14 protein-coding genes are annotated in these 17,793 nt (G+C 63.5%); 9 read left to right on the forward strand and 5 right to left on the reverse strand.

Annotation, left to right across the window (positions count from 1 at the left end; all coding sequences use genetic code 11):
• Positions 1-57: 57 nt before the first annotated feature.
• Positions 58-2,022: a sigma-54-dependent Fis family transcriptional regulator gene (locus tag E3U47_RS16310; RefSeq protein WP_134692717.1), complete on the reverse strand. Its 1,965-nt coding sequence runs from the start codon at positions 2,020-2,022 to the stop codon at positions 58-60.
• A gap of 265 nt (positions 2,023-2,287) precedes the next feature.
• On the opposite strand from E3U47_RS16310, the gene E3U47_RS16315 reads away from it, so the two are divergent.
• The 9 genes from E3U47_RS16315 (at position 2,288) to E3U47_RS16355 (ending at position 11,618) form a co-directional block, all read left to right on the forward strand.
• Positions 2,288-3,808 (forward strand): aldehyde dehydrogenase family protein, encoded by a 1,521-nt coding sequence (locus tag E3U47_RS16315; RefSeq protein WP_134692718.1) that lies wholly within the window; start codon positions 2,288-2,290, stop codon positions 3,806-3,808.
• A 196-nt stretch (positions 3,809-4,004) separates the two neighbouring features.
• The gene (gene eat, locus E3U47_RS16320) at positions 4,005-5,453 is read left to right on the forward strand and encodes an ethanolamine permease (RefSeq protein ID WP_134692719.1); all 1,449 of its coding nucleotides are present in this window, start codon (positions 4,005-4,007) and stop codon (positions 5,451-5,453) included.
• A gap of 49 nt (positions 5,454-5,502) precedes the next feature.
• On the forward strand, positions 5,503-6,897 hold the full coding sequence (locus tag E3U47_RS16325) for an ethanolamine ammonia-lyase subunit EutB (RefSeq protein WP_134692720.1): 1,395 nt from the start codon (positions 5,503-5,505) through the stop codon (positions 6,895-6,897).
• Between the two features lie 8 nt (positions 6,898-6,905).
• Complete coding sequence (gene eutC, locus E3U47_RS16330; RefSeq protein ID WP_134692721.1) at positions 6,906-7,724, forward strand: ethanolamine ammonia-lyase subunit EutC; 819 nt, start codon at positions 6,906-6,908, stop codon at positions 7,722-7,724.
• 107 nt (positions 7,725-7,831) lie between these two features.
• Positions 7,832-8,290, forward strand: coding sequence for a GNAT family N-acetyltransferase (locus E3U47_RS16335; protein WP_134692722.1), 459 nt, complete (start codon positions 7,832-7,834; stop codon positions 8,288-8,290).
• A 331-nt stretch (positions 8,291-8,621) separates the two neighbouring features.
• Positions 8,622-9,269, forward strand: coding sequence for a DedA family protein (locus E3U47_RS16340; RefSeq protein WP_134692723.1), 648 nt, complete (start codon positions 8,622-8,624; stop codon positions 9,267-9,269).
• A gap of 7 nt (positions 9,270-9,276) precedes the next feature.
• On the forward strand, positions 9,277-10,092 hold the full coding sequence (locus E3U47_RS16345; protein WP_134692724.1) for a zinc-dependent peptidase: 816 nt from the start codon (positions 9,277-9,279) through the stop codon (positions 10,090-10,092).
• Positions 10,093-10,185: 93 nt separating this feature from the next.
• Positions 10,186-10,713, forward strand: coding sequence for an inorganic diphosphatase (ppa, locus tag E3U47_RS16350; protein WP_003255365.1), 528 nt, complete (start codon positions 10,186-10,188; stop codon positions 10,711-10,713).
• A gap of 206 nt (positions 10,714-10,919) precedes the next feature.
• Positions 10,920-11,618 carry a LexA family transcriptional regulator gene (locus E3U47_RS16355; RefSeq protein ID WP_134692725.1) on the forward strand — a complete coding sequence of 233 codons (699 nt, stop codon included), beginning with the start codon at positions 10,920-10,922 and terminating at the stop codon, positions 11,616-11,618.
• Positions 11,619-11,870: 252 nt separating this feature from the next.
• On the opposite strand, the gene E3U47_RS16360 is transcribed toward E3U47_RS16355, so the two are convergent.
• From E3U47_RS16360 to E3U47_RS16375, 4 genes are read right to left on the reverse strand one after another with little or no spacing between them, the layout of a single operon-like run.
• Positions 11,871-12,785 carry a GNAT family N-acetyltransferase gene (locus E3U47_RS16360; RefSeq protein ID WP_134692726.1) on the reverse strand — a complete coding sequence of 305 codons (915 nt, stop codon included), beginning with the start codon at positions 12,783-12,785 and terminating at the stop codon, positions 11,871-11,873.
• Positions 12,782-14,074 (reverse strand): phenylacetate--CoA ligase family protein, encoded by a 1,293-nt coding sequence (locus E3U47_RS16365; RefSeq protein ID WP_134692727.1) that lies wholly within the window; start codon positions 14,072-14,074, stop codon positions 12,782-12,784. The genes E3U47_RS16360 and E3U47_RS16365 overlap by 4 nt, the downstream gene beginning before the upstream one ends.
• A 27-nt stretch (positions 14,075-14,101) precedes the next feature.
• The gene (locus E3U47_RS16370) at positions 14,102-16,510 is read right to left on the reverse strand and encodes an aldehyde dehydrogenase family protein (protein WP_134692728.1); all 2,409 of its coding nucleotides are present in this window, start codon (positions 16,508-16,510) and stop codon (positions 14,102-14,104) included.
• Position 16,511: 1 nt separating this feature from the next.
• On the reverse strand, positions 16,512-17,636 hold the full coding sequence (locus E3U47_RS16375; protein ID WP_134692729.1) for an acyl-protein synthase: 1,125 nt from the start codon (positions 17,634-17,636) through the stop codon (positions 16,512-16,514).
• Positions 17,637-17,793 lie beyond the last annotated feature (157 nt).

Below are 17,793 nucleotides of genomic sequence, written 5' to 3' on the forward strand. Positions count from 1 at the left end.
CGCAAAACGTCGAGGCAGGGTAGCCCAGGGCGCGGGAAATCGCACCCGGTGTTTTGCTCAGGCGCCCCTGGCGATGCCGTGCTTGCGCAGTTTTCGATACAAGGTATTGCGGCTGATGCCCAGGTGCTCGGCGACACGCGTGAGGTGCCAGTGTTTTGCCTCCAGTACGTCCATGAGCGCCTGATGCTCGGCGTGTAGGAGCGGCCTTGTGTCGCGAAAGGGCTGAGCGTCACCGGTGAGATCCTGGGGCCGCCGCGCGGCCCTTTCGCGACACAAGGCCGCTCCTACAGGGCCCGCGTCGCTTCGAATGATTGCGGGGAGATCCGAGAGCGCTATAAGGGCGTCTTCGCACAGCGCCACCAGGGTCCGCAATACATTGCGCATCTGCCGCACGTTCCCAGGCCAAGCGAAGTCCAACAGCGCCTGGCGCGCCTCTGCCGCCAGCTGAACACGCTGCCCTTGTGCCTCCTGGCGTAACAGGAAGTCCAGCAACGCCGCCTTGTCACTGCGCTCGCGCACCGCCGGCAACGCCACTTCCAGGCCATTGAGGCGGTAATACAGGTCCTCGCGGAAACTGCCCTGCTCCACCCGTTCCAGCAAGTCGCGGTGGGTGGCACTGATGATGCGCACATCCACGGCCTGGGGTTCGCCGCCGATCGGTACCACCTGACGCTCTTCCAGCACGCGCAGCAGGCGGGTCTGCAAGGCCAGCGGCATGTCGCCGATCTCGTCCAGCAACAAGGTGCCGCCGTCAGCCTGCAACAGCTTGCCGCGCATGCCTTCCTTGCGTGAGCCGGTGAAGCTGCCGCCGCGATAACCGAACAGCTCGCTCTCGATCAGGCTCTCGGGAATCGAGGCGCAATTGATCGCCACGAACGGCTTGTGCCGACGGGCACCGGCCTGGTGTACCGCCTGGGCAAAGGCCTCCTTGCCACAGCCGGTCTCGCCGCGCAGCAACAGCGGCACGTCGCGCTCGAACACCCGCACGGCGCGGCGAAAATCCTCCTGCAAGGCCGGATCGAGCAGGCAGATCACCGGCTCGACCACAGGCCGCGCCTGGGGCAAGGCCGCTGGCACCGACCACACCGGTGCACGGGCCTGCCCCCGCAGACTGGCGAACACCTGGCGACCGTCGCGGGTATGCAGCGGCCAAGCGCTGCTGCCCTGGGGAGTGGCACGGCTGAACAGTTCGTCGTGGCTGCAGGCAAAGAACCGCTCCAGCGGCTTGCCCAGCACGCCGCCGCGAATGCTGCCCAGCAGGTTCAAGGCGCTTTGATTGGCGGCGCAGATCCGCCCGTCGCCGTCGAAGGCCAGCAAGCCCTCGCTGAACAGGCCCACCGACTCGGCCTGCAAGTGGAAGCGCAACAGCCACTGCTGCTCGAAATGGCGCAGGAAATAACAGCTTTCGATCATCTTTGCCGAGAGGTTGACCAGTGCCATGGTATGGAACTGGCTCTGGCGCGAGACATCAGGCCGCGCCGAGGACACATCGAGCACCGCGAGCAATTCGCCGTGTGGATCGAACACCGGGCTGGCCGAGCAGGTCAGGCCGGTGTGCCGGCCACGGAAGTGCTCATCCTGGTGAATGGTCAGGGCCTGGCGCTCGACCAGGCAGGTGCCGATGCCGTTGGTGCCCTCGCGGGCCTCGCTCCAGTCGGCGCCCAGCCATAGCCCGGCGCGCTCGAAGATGCGCCGCTCATTGGGCGCGGTGACGCAATTGAGGATCACCCCGCGGGCATCGGTCAGCAACACCGCATGCCCAGTGCCGGACAACTGCTGGTGCAGGCTGTTCATCTCGGTGTCGGCGATCTGCAGCACCTGGTGCAGGCGTTCGCGGCTCTCCAGCAGGCGGCCGTGCTCGAGCACCACTGGCGCCTGGGCCCGTGCCGGGTCGAGGTGGTAATCCTCCAGGCAGCGCAGCCAGGAGCGGGCGATGGACGGGTCACTGCCCGGCCCGCTGGGCTGGCCGTGGGCCACCGTGAGCACTTGCTGGGCATGGCGGCTGAACGGGTTGCTCTGCATTTTTGTTGTTCTCCGCAGGTAGAGCGTCCCGCCAGCATCCTCCAGCGGCGAATGCTTTGCAATGGCGCGCTGACCCTTGAGTCATGCCTGTGCCATAACCGGTACAAAGTGTCACCCAGACCGTGTCAACTGAGGTACAAGACCCTCCACACCGCATCTACGGATTAACCCAAGTCATTGATTCACAAGGGCCTCAGAGCACTGGCCCGACCTTTGCTCTACGCTTGGAAACTCCGCAACAATCACAACGACCAGGAGATACCCCATGCGTTACGCACATCCCGGCACCGACGGCGCGAAGGTTTCCTTCAAGAGCCGCTACGGCAACTACATCGGTGGTGAGTTTGTAGCTCCGGTGAAAGGGCAATATTTCGAGAACACCTCTCCGGTTAACGGCAAACTGATTGCCGAATTCCCCCGCTCCACTGCCGAGGACATCGACAAGGCCCTCGACGCCGCCCATGCCGCCGCCGACGCCTGGGGCCGCACCTCGGTGCAGGACCGCTCCAACGTGCTGCTGCGCATCGCCGATCGCATCGAGCAGAACCTCGAACTGCTGGCCATCACCGAAACCTGGGACAACGGCAAGCCGATCCGCGAGACCCTCAACGCCGACATCCCGCTGGCGGTCGATCATTTCCGCTACTTCGCCGGCTGCATCCGCGCCCAGGAAGGCGGCGCCGCCGAGATCAACGAAACCACCGTGGCCTACCACCTGCACGAACCGCTGGGCGTGGTCGGGCAGATCATCCCCTGGAACTTCCCGCTGCTGATGGCCGCCTGGAAACTCGCCCCGGCCCTGGCTGCCGGCAACTGCGTGGTGCTCAAGCCCGCCGAGCAGACCCCGCTGGGCATCACCGTACTGCTGGAGCTGATCGGCGACCTGCTGCCCAAGGGCGTGCTCAACGTGGTGCAGGGCTTCGGTCGCGAAGCCGGCGAGGCATTGGCCACCAGCAAGCGCATCGCCAAGATCGCCTTCACCGGCTCCACCCCGGTGGGCTCGCACATCATGAAGTGCGCCGCCGAGAACATCATCCCGTCCACCGTCGAGCTGGGCGGCAAGTCGCCCAACGTGTATTTCGAAGACATCATGCAGGCGGAGCCGGCGTTCATCGACAAGGCCGCCGAAGGCATGGTCCTGGCGTTCTTCAACCAGGGCGAAGTGTGCACCTGCCCTTCCCGCGCCCTGGTGCAAGAGTCGATCTACCCGCAGTTCATGGAAGTAGTGATGAAGAAGGTGCTGCAGATCAAGCGCGGCGACCCGCTGGACACCGACACCATGGTCGGCGCCCAGGCCTCGCAGCAGCAGTTCGAGAAGATCCAGTCCTACCTCAAGATCGCCCAGGAAGAGGGCGCCGAGCTGCTGACCGGCGGCAAGGTGGAGCAACTCGAAGGCGCGCTGGCCACCGGCTACTACATCCAGCCGACCCTGCTCAAGGGCAACAACAAGATGCGCGTGTTCCAGGAAGAGATCTTCGGCCCGGTGGTCAGCGTCACCACCTTCAAGGACGAAGCCGAGGCCCTGGCGATTGCCAACGACACCGAGTTCGGCCTGGGTGCCGGCGTGTGGACCCGCGACATCAACCGCGCCTATCGCATGGGCCGCGGCATCAAGGCCGGTCGCGTGTGGACCAACTGCTACCACCTGTACCCGGCGCATGCCGCGTTCGGTGGTTACAAGAAGTCCGGTGTCGGCCGGGAAACCCACAAGATGATGCTCGACCACTACCAGCAGACCAAGAACCTGCTGGTGAGCTACGACATCAATCCGCTGGGCTTCTTCTAAACAGGCCACTGGGGCTGCTGTGCAGCCCTTTGGCCGGCAAATCGGCGCCTACAGGTTTCACCTCTGCCTTGTAAGCCGGCTTGCCGGCCAAAGGGCCGTAAAGCGGCCCCAAAGGCCCTGGCTCGCTTCCTGCAACTAAAATCACCAAGCGCCGGCAGTCCCTCCGGCAACCTAAGAAAAACAACAGGTGAACACCATGCCAAGCGATCACACCGTCGGCGCGCCGGCGAGCTCCACCGTCGACTTCGAAAAAGTCGGCTCGGACTATTTCCAGCAACGTGAACTGAAAAAAGGCGCCGCCGGCTGGGTCCTGCTGGTGGGCCTGGGCGTTGCCTACGTGATTTCCGGCGACTATGCCGGCTGGAACTTCGGCCTGGCCCAGGGCGGCTGGGGCGGCATGTTCCTCGCCACCCTGCTGATGGCCACCATGTACCTGTGCATGTGCTTCTCGCTGGCCGAACTATCCTCGATGATCCCCACCGCCGGTGGCGGCTACGGCTTCGCCCGCAGCGCCTTCGGCCCCTGGGGCGGCTTTCTCACCGGCACCGCCATCCTCATCGAATACGCCATCGCCCCAGCGGCCATCGCCACCTTCATCGGCGCCTATTGCCAGTCGCTGTTCGGCATCGGCGGCTGGATGATCTACCTGGCGTTCTACGTGGTGTTCATCGGTATCCACATCTTTGGCGTGGGCGAGGCACTCAAGTTGATGTTCATCATCACCGCCATCGCCGCCCTGGCCCTGGCGGTGTTCCTGGTGGGCATGGTGCCCCACTTCGATGCAGCCAACCTGTTCGACATCGCCCAGACCGACGCCGCCGGCGCCAGCAGTTTCCTGCCGTTCGGCTATGTCGGCGTGTGGGCGGCGATCCCCTACGCGATCTGGTTCTTCCTTGCCGTCGAAGGCGTGCCGCTGGCCGCCGAAGAAACCAAGAACCCCAAGCGCGACCTGCCCCGCGGCCTGATCGGCGCGATGCTGGTACTGCTCGCCTTCGCCTTGTTGATCCTGGTGGTCGGCCCCGGCGGCGCCGGTTCCGAAGCCCTCAAGGCCTCGGGCAACCCGCTGGTCGAGGCACTGGCCAAGGCCTACGGCGGCTCCACCTGGATGGGCGGTTTCGTCAACCTGGTCGGCCTGGCCGGGCTGATCGCCAGCTTCTTCTCGATCATCTACGCCTATTCGCGGCAGATCTTCGCCTTGTCCCGCGCCGGCTACCTGCCACGCAAACTGTCCGAGACCAACAAGAGCAAGGCCCCGGTACTGGCCCTGGTGATCCCCGGGATCATCGGCTTCGCCCTGTCGCTGACCGGCCAGGGCGACCTGCTGATCCTGGTGGCGGTGTTCGGCGCCACGCTGTCCTACGTGCTGATGATGGCCGCGCACATCACCCTGCGCATTCGCCGGCCGAAGATGGAGCGCCCATACCGCACACCTGGCGGCATCTTCACCTCGGGCCTGGCCCTGGTGCTGGCCTGCATCGCCGTGGTCGCCGGGTTCCTGGTCGACCCACGGGTGGTGATTGGCGCCGCGGTGATCTATGCGGTATTAATTGCCTACTTTGCTTTCTATAGCCGCCACCACCTGGTGGCCGGGACGCCGGAAGAGGAATTCGCCGCGATCCAGAAGGCCGAAGAGGCCCTGCACTGATCGCCGACCTACGCCGCAGGCCAGCCCTGCGGCGCTTTGGAGATTCTGTATGGCAAGTTTCACCCACACCGTAGGCCACCAGGTCTACCGCTTCGACAGCCTCAAAGAGGTAATGGCCAAGGCCAGCCCGGCGCGCTCCGGCGACTACCTGGCCGGCGTCGCCGCCAGCAACGACGGCGAACGGGTGGCGGCGCAGATGGCCCTGGCCAACATCCCGCTCAAGCACTTCCTCGACGAGGCGCTGATCCCCTATGAAAGCGACGAAGTCACCCGGCTGATCATCGACAGCCACGACAAAGAGGCCTTCGCCGCGGTCAGCCACCTGACCGTTGGCGGCCTGCGCGACTGGCTGCTCGGCGAGCACGCCGACGAACACAGCCTGCGCGCCCTGGCCCCGGGCCTGACCCCGGAAATGGCCGCCGCGGTGTCGAAGATCATGCGCGTCCAGGACCTGGTGCTGGTGGCGCAGAAGATCCGCGTGGTCACCGCGTTCCGCGGCACCATGGGCCTGCGCGGGCGCTTGTCGACGCGCCTGCAACCCAACCACCCCACCGACGAGCCGGCCGGCATCGCCGCCAGCATCCTCGACGGCCTGCTGTACGGCAACGGCGACGCCATGATCGGCATCAACCCAGCCACCGACAGCATCGCCTCGATCTGCGCGCTGCTGGAGATGCTCGACGCGATCATCCAGCGCTACGACATCCCCACCCAGTCCTGCGTGCTGACCCACGTCACCACCTCGATCGAGGCGATCAACCGGGGCGTGCCGCTGGACCTGGTGTTCCAGTCCATCGCCGGCACCGAAGCGGCCAACGCCGGCTTCGGCATCAACCTCAACGTGCTGCAGGAGGGATACGAGGCAGGCCTATCACTCAAGCGCGGCACGGTCGGGCAGAACCTGATGTACTTCGAGACCGGCCAGGGCAGCGCCCTTTCGGCCAACGCCCACCACGGCGTCGACCAACAAACCTGCGAAACCCGCGCCTACGCCGTGGCCCGGCACTTCAAGCCGTTCCTGGTCAACACCGTGGTCGGTTTCATCGGCCCGGAGTACCTGTACAACGGCAAGCAGATCATCCGCGCGGGCCTTGAGGACCACTTCTGCGGCAAGCTGCTGGGCGTGCCGATGGGCTGCGACATCTGCTACACCAACCACGCCGAAGCCGACCAGGACGACATGGACACCCTGCTGACCCTACTGGGGGTGGCCGGGATCAACTTCATCATGGGCATCCCCGGCTCCGACGACATCATGCTCAACTACCAGACCACCTCGTTCCACGACGCGCTTTACGCGCGCCAGACCCTTGGCCTGAAGCCCGGGCCGGAATTCGAGGCCTGGCTTGCGCGCACCGGCATCTTCACCCAGGCCGATGGCCGCATCCGCTTCGGCGACAACCTGCCGCCGGCCTTCCGCCAGGCTTTGCGGCAACTGGCCTAGAGGTGACCATGGCACAGCACACCCCGACCCCGGACAACCCCTGGCTGGCCTTGCGCAACCTGACCCCCGCGCGCATAGCCCTGGGCCGCACCGGCATCAGCCTGCCCACCGGCGCCCAACTGGACTTCCAGTACGCCCACGCCCAGGCCCGCGATGCCGTGCACCTGCCCTTCGACCATGCCGGCCTGCGCCAGCAGCTCAGCGACCGCGGGCGCGACAGCCTGCTGCTGCACAGCGCCGCCAGCGACCGCCACCAGTACCTGCAACGCCCGGACCTGGGCCGGCGCCTGCACGAGGAGTCGGCCCAGTGCCTGCGCGAACACGCCCAGGCCAACCCCGGCGGGGTCGACCTGGCGATCGTCGTCGCCGATGGCCTTTCGGCGCTGGCCGTGCACCGTCACACCCTGCCGTTTCTGACCCGCTTCGAGGAGCAGGCCGCCGCCGACGGCTGGACCAGCGCCCCGGTGGTGCTGGTGGAGCAAGGCCGGGTGGCGGTGGCCGACGAGGTAGGCGAACTGCTCGGCGCGCGCATGACCGTGATGCTGATCGGCGAACGCCCCGGGCTCAGCTCACCGGACAGCCTCGGCCTGTACTTCACCTACGCGCCCAAGGTCGGCCTGACCGACGCCTACCGCAACTGCATCTCCAACGTGCGCCTCGAGGGCCTGAGCTACGGCATGGCCGCGCATCGCTTGCTGTACCTGATGCGCGAAGCCTGTCGGCGCCAGCTGTCCGGGGTGAATTTGAAGGACGAAGCCGAGGTCCATAGCATCGACAGCGAAGGCTCTCTTGGCAGAACCGGAAACTTCCTACTCGGCGAGGAGTAAAAAACATGTCACGGAAGGCGGATTGCGCTTCTAGCCTGCTTTAGGCAGCATGCCAGAGGACGCTGCTGGCAATCCGCCGTATCCCCAATGGACTCAGAGGCCCGCCCATGCGCATCATCCAGGCAACCTTGGACCACCTTGACCTGCTCACCCCACTGTTCGTGAAATACCGCGAGTTCTATGGGCAACTGCCTTACCCGGACAGTTCGCGAGCCTTCCTCGAGAAACGCCTCAAGCGCAAGGAATCGATCATCTACCTGGCCCTGCCGGATGATGGCGATGACCGCCTGATGGGCTTCTGCCAGCTCTACCCGAGCTTCTCGTCGCTGTCGCTCAAGCGTGTGTGGATCCTCAACGACATCTATGTGGCCGAAGACTCCCGGCGCATGCTGGTGGCCGACCACCTGATGCGCGAAGCCAAGAAGATGGCCAAGGAATCCAACGCCGTGCGCATGCGCGTATCCACCAGCAGCGACAACGAGGTGGCGCGCAAGACCTATGAGTCCATGGGCTTTCGCAAGGACACCGAGTTCGAGAACTACATCCTGCCGATCAGCCAGGAGTGATGCCAGGCAGCTCTCTGTAGGAGCGGCCTTGTGTCGCGAAGGGCCGCACAGCGGCCCCGACATCTTTGCATGATGTCGAAATGCTGGAGGCAACCGAGCGCCCCATCGCGACACAAGGCCGCTCCCACACCGAGACGTCCCCTCTGAAAGCCCAATTACCCTGTCGTAACCCGCCGCTACAAACTGTCCAGGCATCTTCGTCACTTCGCCGTATAATCCTTGCTCCTGTCATGTGCGAATAATTACCCCTTGCCGGTAAATCTTCCTTAGCCCATGGCGCTGTCCGTCATTGCGCGCCCGTAGACGCGGGTCAAGAACACAGGTGCTGTACATGGATTTCAACCCGCTGGACCTTATCCTGCATCTCGATGCCTACCTCGACCTGCTGGTCAACAACTACGGTCCGTGGATCTACGCCATCCTCTTCGCCGTGATCTTCTGCGAAACCGGCCTGGTGGTCATGCCGTTCCTGCCGGGTGACTCGCTGCTGTTCATCGCTGGCGCCGTGGCCGCCGGTGGTGGGATGGACCCGGGGCTGCTGGCCGGCCTGCTGATGGTCGCCGCCATTCTCGGCGACAGCACCAATTACGTGATCGGACGCACTGCGGGCGAACGCCTGTTCCGCAACCCCAACTCGAAGATTTTCCGCAAGGATTACCTGCAGCGCACTCACGAGTTCTACGAACGCCACGGCGGCAAGACCGTCACACTGGCGCGCTTCCTGCCGATCCTGCGCACCTTCGCGCCGTTCGTCGCCGGCATCGCGCACATGCACTACCCACGCTTTCTCGCCTTCAGCGTGGCCGGCTCGCTGCTGTGGGTCGGTGGCCTGGTGACCCTGGGCTACTTCTTCGGCAATGTGCCGTTCATCAAGCAACACCTGTCGCTGATGGTGGTGGGCATCATCCTGCTGTCGCTGGTGCCGATGATTCTCGGCCTGTTGCGCGGCCGTTTCGGCCGCGCGGCCAAAGCCCACTGACCTCGGCATGTGGTCGTTCAGCGCCTGGCGCCGCCGGCGCACCCTGGCCCGCTACCCGGTTGACGCGGCCCTGTGGCAGGTGATCCGCGATCGCCTGCCCCTGCTCGACGGCATCAGCGCCGAGGAAGACCGCTGGCTGCGTGAAGCCAGCGTGCTGTTCCTGCACGACAAGCACCTGACCACCCTGCCCGGGGTCGAGCTGGACGACGAACAGCGCCTGTTCCTCGCCGCCCAGGCCCAGTTGCCGCTGCTGCACCTGGGCGCGCTCAACTGGTACCAGGGCTTTCATGAGCTGATCCTCTACCCCGACGATTTCCTCAGCCCCCAGCGCCACCGCGACGCCAGCGGCGTGGAACACGTGTGGGATGCCGAGCACAGCGGTGAAGCCTGGCAACAAGGCCCGGTGATCCTGGCCTGGCCTGGGGTGCTGGCCAGCGGTGGTTGGGAAGCCTACAACCTGGTGATCCACGAACTGGCACACAAGCTCGACATGCTCAACGGCGACGCCAACGGCCTGCCGCCGCTGCACAGCGGCATGCGTGTCGAGGATTGGGCCAGCGCCATGCAGCAGGCCTACGACGACCTGAACCGCCAACTCGATGCCGACCCCGACGCCGAAACGGCCATCGACCCCTACGCCGCGGAAAATCCGGCGGAGTTCTTCGCGGTTACCAGCGAATACTTCTTCAGCGGCCCCGACCTGCTAAAGCAGGCCTACCCCAAGGTGTACCAGCAACTGGCATTGTTCTACCGCCAGGACCCGCTGGCCCGTCTGAGCCGCCTGCAGGCCGAGCATCCGGATTACCGTCAAAGCCACGCCTGAAGCGCCCGCACATCAGGCCGAGCGTGGCATGCCGCGTGGGAATGTGCCTATAATCGCCGCCACTTTTTTGATCAAACACGGGGGCATTGCCCAATGAGCTACAGCAAGATTCCGGCTGGCAAAGACCTGCCGAACGACATCTACGTCGCTATCGAGATCCCGGCCAACCACGCGCCGATCAAATACGAGATCGACAAGGACAGCGACACCCTGTTCGTCGACCGCTTCATGGCCACCCCGATGTTCTACCCGGCCAACTACGGCTTCATCCCCAACACCCTGGCCGACGATGGTGATCCGCTGGACGTGCTGGTCGTGACCCCGTACCCGGTCGCTCCAGGCTCGGTCATCCGCGCCCGTCCGGTTGGCGTGCTGAACATGACCGACGACGGCGGCGGCGACGCCAAGGTCATCGCCGTTCCTCACGACAAGCTGTCGCAGCTGTATGTCGACGTGAAGGAATACACCGACCTGCCTGCCCTGCTGATCCAGCAGATCGAGCACTTCTTCGCGAACTACAAGGATCTCGAGAAGGGCAAGTGGGTCAAGATCGAAGGCTGGGAAGGCGCCGACGCCGCCCGCGCCGCGATCACCAAGTCGGTCGCGGCCTACAAGGGCTGATACCAGACACCAAAAAACCCCGCTTCGGCGGGGTTTTTTATGGAAACAGGAAAAGAAGCGAGCGCGCGCCTCAGCACCAGGCACCTACAGCAAGAACTTTTCCCACGCACTCCTTAGCCCACCACCCACAAAAAACACTGTTGCCTACAAGACGTATCTACATCCTGTTGATACCCACACAAATCACGGGCCGATAGACTCGCCCAATGAACACTTCCGGTGACCGCCTCAAAGCCCTCCTGCTGGAGTGCAACCTGACCCCTTCGGATTTCGCTGCCCAACGCAACGTTACGCCCCAGCATGTCAACAACTGGTTCAAGCGCGGGGTTCCCCTGTCACGCCTGGACGAGCTCGCCGATCTGTTCTGCGTGAACAGGCGTTGGCTGCGCAGCGGCGAGGGCTCGAAGCACCCTGCCCCCCTAGCCGCCGTTCTCCCCCCCGTGCCTTCCGGCGACTCGCTATCGCCCTTGCTGGCGCAAGACACGGAGCACGTCAGCCTGCCGTTCCACCGCATCCAGAACAACACGCTACAAGCGCTGCCCGGGCATTGCCAGGCCATCCCGCGCCGGGCCATGGACGCCTTGCAGGTTCCCCTCCAGGCCGCAATCTGCATGAGCATGCCGGCCAACAACATGGCGCCGTTGCTCCCTCGGGGTAGCCTGTTGGCCATCGACCGTAGCGTCACCCACGTGGTCGACGGCGAGTGCTATGCCTTGCTGCACAATGGCAGGTTACGGGTGCATTACCTCAGCCTGGGCCACAATGGCACCCTGTGCCTGCATAGTCATGACCGACTCAATCATCCCAATGAACGCTACACCACTTACCAGCGCCGAGTTCAGGGCCTGGACATCCTCGGCTGGGTGTTCTGGTGGTCATGCCTGCGTATGGCGCGTCCAGGCTGAAGCAACTCGCACCATTTTTTGCTGGGCATCGCCAACTGGCCCTAGTATGCTACCCCGCACATACCGCCCAAGCGGATGCAAGCCGCATCCCAGAGGGCCTGGCAACGTCCGACACAGCCGTTAGCCATCTTTTCCAGGCCATGTTGCCAACCGTTTAAGGCGATTGCGGTTTATCAAAAATAAACCAAGACCGTCCCCAAGAAGCCGGCCACAAGCCGGCTTTTTAATTCCCGCCACTACGTTGCATTGCGCTCAATAATGCTGCGCCAGCGCCATGTCTTTACGTGTACCACTATGCAAGTCCCGTGCAGTCGGGCAGTGCAGGTGCAACAGGTGGTCGGAGAATCCGCGTTGCAACAACCAATACCACTGCCTGTTCCCGCCCAACGCAAGCCCGGTGTCAACGAAACCGGCCCGGTGTAGCACGGGAACAACGCTGGCCAGGTTGGCATCGATCAATAGCCGCAGGTGCATCACACGACGGGTCGACAGGCGTATGATCTCGAGGGCATCGGCCCCCGTAGGATGGTCGAGGATGAGGTCCAGGCGATTATCCTGGATGGAGATCCTCGCGGGCTCCTCAGAATGACGGCTTCGGCATGGAGCAACCGTACCGAAGCGCTCGAGCAACGCACAGAGCCACTCAGGCTGGTCACCATCGGCATACAAGAGCGGTATGGGCTGGGGCTGCAACGGCAGCACCCCGAGAATGGCGCTTTCCCGGGAGCGCGGGCACAACCCCGACGCAACGTAGTCGAGTAGCAGCCCGGTCACCTGAAAGCCCAGCGACATGCCCAACCGTTGTGTCCATAAATGGCTGGCTACCATCTTGATCGTCAGTACCGACATGCCCTGGCGCCGGGCGTGGTCACACAGGTAGCGACTCATTCGGCCCGCGATGCCCCGCCCCCTGAACTGTGGATCGACCACGATCATCGCCAACTCGGCGCAACTGGCATCCTCGGGTGAACGCCACAACAGGGCATGTCCGACAAGACGCTCCTCGTGCAGCGCTACCACGGACTGCCATTGCTGGGTACGGTTGTAGTGGCGAATGACCGACGGCAAGTAGATCTGCGGGTAGAAGTATCGTTCCTCGTAAACCCGGGTGAACAACCCACTGATCGGCTTCGCATCCCGGGCCTCGAACCCCCGCACGACGATCATGATCGCGACCGTCCAGCAGGGGCACGGTAATTGCGCCGGTCAACGACTCGCTGCAGTTTTCCAGTACGTTGATGGGTCTGCAGTTCCGCTGGTTGGCACCAATCGACAGCGATATCCAGGGCACCTTGCGCGATCAAATCCGCCACTGCCGGATCCTTGCCAATGATCGCTTGTAGCAACTCGCTGGCCGCCGCCGGGTCACGCGCATGAGCGACCCTGAGCACGATATCGTCGACACCGTTTTCCTGATCGAGGATCAGCTGCCACCGGCAATTGCCCAGGCGTGCCTGGATGGTCACCGCCAGCTCATCCGGGAACAAGGTGGCATAGCCTACCCGTAGCCGATTACCCAAGCTGCTGCGGCCCATCAACCTGAACTTCCGCCCCGGAGTCCCGGGTGCCTCCGTCCACTCGGCCAGGTCGCCAACTGGGTAGCGTATGATCGGCATCAACCTGCGCGTCAGGTTGGTCACCACCAACAGACCCGGGCGATGCTGCTCGATGACCGGCGCCCCGGAATCCTCGTCGAGGATCTCGACGATGGTTTCGGGCTCGAAGGCTCGATGCTCTCCAGGCTGGCAATCCGGTGCGCTGGCGCCGATCAGGCCAGCATCCACGCTGGCACAGCCGATCGAGACCACCCGCGCATTGGGAAATATTGCCTTGAACAGCTGAAGCTGCTCGACGAAGACACTTTCGCCGCCATACAGCACCGTCTTGATTTGCGGCAATTGCACGCCCTGCTGCTCAAGCACCGCCGCGTACTGCAACAGTTTTCCCGGAACCCCGGCCAGTACATTGATGTGGTGTTGCTCAAGTTGCACGGTCAACGCCTGTGAGTCGACCGTACCGGTAAAGGGAAACACGCACAGAGGCACCGGCACATGCCCCAACGCGCCCTGGATGAACAAGAAGCTGGCATAAAGATCGCCGGCGAAAAACAGGTTGGCCACCCGATCCCCCGGTTCGAACCAACCACCAAGGCTCTGCCCGAAGGTGCTGACAAACTGCTGCCACTCGGCCTGCGTGAACAGCGAATACTTGGCGCCGCCGGTCGTCCCTCCGGTTTTGTAGACGATCGCATCGGTGACCGGACCGGTCAAAACCGACCAATCCTCCAGGAAGGTCGCCGTTGCCCAATAGTGGCGAAGATCGACCAGGGGCAGGTCGGCGAGTGTCCATCCTGTTTGCGGGACGTCTCGCCAGAGGCGGGCGTAGTAAGGTGAATGCGCACGGACATGGTCAACCAGCCGTGTTAACTCCAGGGGAGCGTAGCAATGATGATGCATGCTTAACATCCTTCTGCGTGCCTGTGGCTAGCGGCGCTTGTCGATGACCAGGGGGGTCTTGCCCGATTGCGAATGGCGCTCGAATTGACCTTGGGCCAGCTGATACACCTCAAGCTCCAACAATCCCAGCTCCAATGCTTTGTGCAGCTCGGTGTCGGCGCAAAGCTTGGCCCTGACCGCCTCGGGCCGCGCGTCGACGTACATACGAATGCGTTCCAGACCGTTGCTGAGGTTGTGCTCCAGATGCAACTGCATCGGTGCCTCGGCCAAGGTGGCCAACTGTTGCGGCTGGAGGAACAAGGATCCGATACGCACCAACCCGCCATGACGTCCTAACAATTCAAACCTTGGCTGTGGCGAGCCACAGGCGCAGGGAGCGTCAACCCAGCGCCCGGTATCGCCAATCTCATAGCGAATCACGCGCTGTCCCTCGCGGGCCTTGGAGGTGATCAACAAACGTCCAACCTGCCCCTGGGCAACCGGTTCATCGCACTCAAGGGCCACGATCTCCATGCACTGGATATCGCTCATCAGATGGAACACGCCATCAGGGCTGGCGGCGCACGCGTGCCCCAGCGGCCCGGCATCGACAGAGCCGTAGAGCACCGAGCGAATGCTCTGTACACCAAAACTCTGCAGATAGGCACGCTGAGGCTCGCCAATATGCTCGCCACCCAGCAGTATCTTGCGAATACCACCATAGGCCCGCAGGGTAGGCGCCTCACGGTAGAACAACTGATGCACGGTGGTCGGCATGCCGACCAGTGTGTCGATACCCTGACTGACGATGAAACGCGCGATTTCGCTGTAGTCATCACTTTGCGGACCAGCCATGGGGTATTGCCTGGCACCCAGCTTGTCGAGGACCGTGAAGAAACTGAGCAACCCCCCGTAGAGGTTGCCGCCATACATCAGGTTCAGCACGCTGTCCTTGGCCGGATCCAAGCCAGCAGCGAACAGGCCGTCAGCCGCAGCTTGCATTTGTCGATGGAAGTCACGGTAGGAATAGCCCACAAGCTTGGGCGTGCCGGTGGTCCCCCCGGAGCGGAAAAACAATTGGGCGCTGTCGGTGCTCGCCCCCTGCACAAACGCGTTTCTATCCATGACCGGCGACTGGCTCAGACCCGCCGGCTGTCCACCTGGTGGATCGAGGCTCGCCCGCCCAGGCAGACAGCCTTCTTCCAGGCTCACGCCGACCCGCCGGGACAGCATGCTCAGGGCGTAGACCCCATCGTGAGGTTCGCCGCCGTAGCCGCCATGCATCTGTTGCACGGATGTCACTCGATCGACACCGGCAACCAGCAGCAACTGGCTCAGCGGCGCTACCTCCGCTGCGCCGCAGACCAATCCACAGGTTTGCAGACGCGTACGCCAAGGGCGCAAGGTCTCAACCACGACATCGCGCGGCAGTGGTCGCAACAGTAGGGTACGGAACAACGGCGAGGGCTCGATGGCCATCCTGTGTTCAAGAATGATTTGCCAGCCCTCGCCTCTCCAGATCTGCCCTGCGGTCTGGGCAAAGGCCTGGCCTAGTTCGGCCAAAGCCAGGGTGGTGGTGATCTGCGCGGCCTCCTGCAAGTTGGGGCGCAAGGCAGGCCAGCGGCCCTGGCGCCGTTGCAGCGTCGCGGCCAACTGCTCGCCGATGGCATGCAGGGTGGCCGGGTCCTCGCTATCGACGAACACCACTTGTGGGCTGGAACAGGCCTGTTGATCCAGGCGGCAAACCTCATCGACCAGGGCCTCCAGCGCCGCGCTGTCCAAGGCGTCCGGCACCAGCCAGGCAAAGCTGATCTTGTGCCCCCAGGGTATCCAGCGGCAACCGTCGGGGAGTTGATCGCGTATGGCCTTCAGCGTCTCGCTCGAGCCCCATGCCGACACGCCATCGGCATGCGCCATCAAGCGCGGTAGCTCGTCTTTGGCCACAGGCAGCACGGCGACATGCCGGGCAAGCTCGCCCGACTCGTCACAAGCGAGGAATGCCTGTAGCAGCCGGGTATTCAAACCCCGTTCGCGCTCGCTTGGCCGTAACCAGTTGATATTGCCCACCAGCAGGCTTTCGAGGATGGCAAAAAACGGCAGGAGCGGTGCATTGGCCGGGGTAATGTGCAGAACGACGCCCAATGGCCGCCAGCTCTCGAAGCGAGCGCTCCGGTAGTCGATACGCCGCAGGGAAAAGGGCTGGTTCCCGAGTTCACCCTGCAACTTGCCACGTAACGCGCCAGGCTGACAGAACGCGCGAACTTCAGCACGGGCGGCGCTATCGAGTTCGGTCAGAAAATCGTCGGCCAGCAGTTTCCCCGCGAAGCGCTCGGCGCAGGCCATTACGACCTCTACGTTACAAGGCTGGCGTAGCGTGCCAGCCAACCCATCGGTCAGCTGTTGCAGTGCCTGGTCCAAGCTCAGCTCGGCGCGGTGTTGTCCGTGAATGAGGTACATATCAGGCGTCCTTTATCAGTTCGGAAGCGGCCATTGCGCAACTGCGGCTTTTGCCCGTGCCCGCCCGTCCGAGAATCTCGAACCAGTCGGTGGCAAGGCCGCATCCGCACTCGCTGGCGCGATGCAGCACGGCCAGGTCGCTCATCACGATGCTGTGGGCCGGGCTCGAGGTGATGTAGGGAGAAACGAACTGGAGCAGCCCCGGCAGCCCATGCTCCTGCAAGGCAAAGCTGCGCGGGTCGCGGGTGAACGCCCTGGCATAGGTCGGGACATGCAGATGGTGGTGTGCGCACTCGACATACGGCACGCAATGTTCGACAGCGCCATAACCGTCCCGGCAACGTGGCAGGGGGATGCCGAGCTGCTCGGCCACGCGGGCATACAGCCGCGCCTTGGGCACTTGCTGGTCGGCATGGGTTTTCCAGCCACCGCCAAACAGCACCAGCGAGCGCGTGTCGAACGACAACGCAGGCAACTTCATTTCACGCATGCGCTCGAGCACGAACCACATGAATGCCGGAAAGCCCAGAATACGCAGCGGCGCGCCGTCCTCGGCAAAACGTTGCAGCGCGCTGATCACGCCAAAGGGGTCGAACTCTGTGCCCCTGCCGTTGTGGCGCAGGGCATGGAACGACTGTTTGACTGGTGCGTACTTGCACAGGAAATTATCGGTAAAAGCCGTTCCGAGCGTGCGATGCTCGCTGGGCTCATACCCCAAGAGCAGGTAGTTGCAGGGCGTCTGCGGCGTATCCCAGCCGTAACGCTGGAATATCCTGTCGACCATGCCCTGGGCAGCCCCCATGCTGCGCGCATCGTAGCGCATCCGGCTTTTTTGCCCTGTGGTCCCCGAAGACGTCAGCTCCAGGGCATCGCGCCCGGACTCGCTGAACAGCAGGCGCTTCTTCAGGTAGTTGGCGAATATCGGTGGCAACTGCCCCCAACTGTGCATATCCAGGGCGGCGGGATCGCAATGCTGCTGACGTAGCCAGTTCGCATAGCCCGGCGTGTGTTGCTGGTGAAAGGCAGTAATTTCGCGCATCGCCGCATCGAATAGATGGTCGGCGCGCGCATCGGCGCGATAGGGATCGGCAAGCGCGCAGAGTGCATCGACATGGATAAGCGTCATAGAGCACCTCGATTAGGTTCTGAACCTTGCGGAGGAAAACTCTATGCCGATGCACGTCGAAACTTGATAGGAAGAATCCCACACTCATACGGGTGCTTTCGTTCCCCCTCGTAGGGCATCAGGCAATCATGCAGCGCGCTGGCCCCGATGCCATTGC

Origin of the sequence: Pseudomonas sp. RIT623, from assembly GCF_004519305.1 — a bacterium.
Classification (GTDB): domain Bacteria; phylum Pseudomonadota; class Gammaproteobacteria; order Pseudomonadales; family Pseudomonadaceae; genus Aquipseudomonas.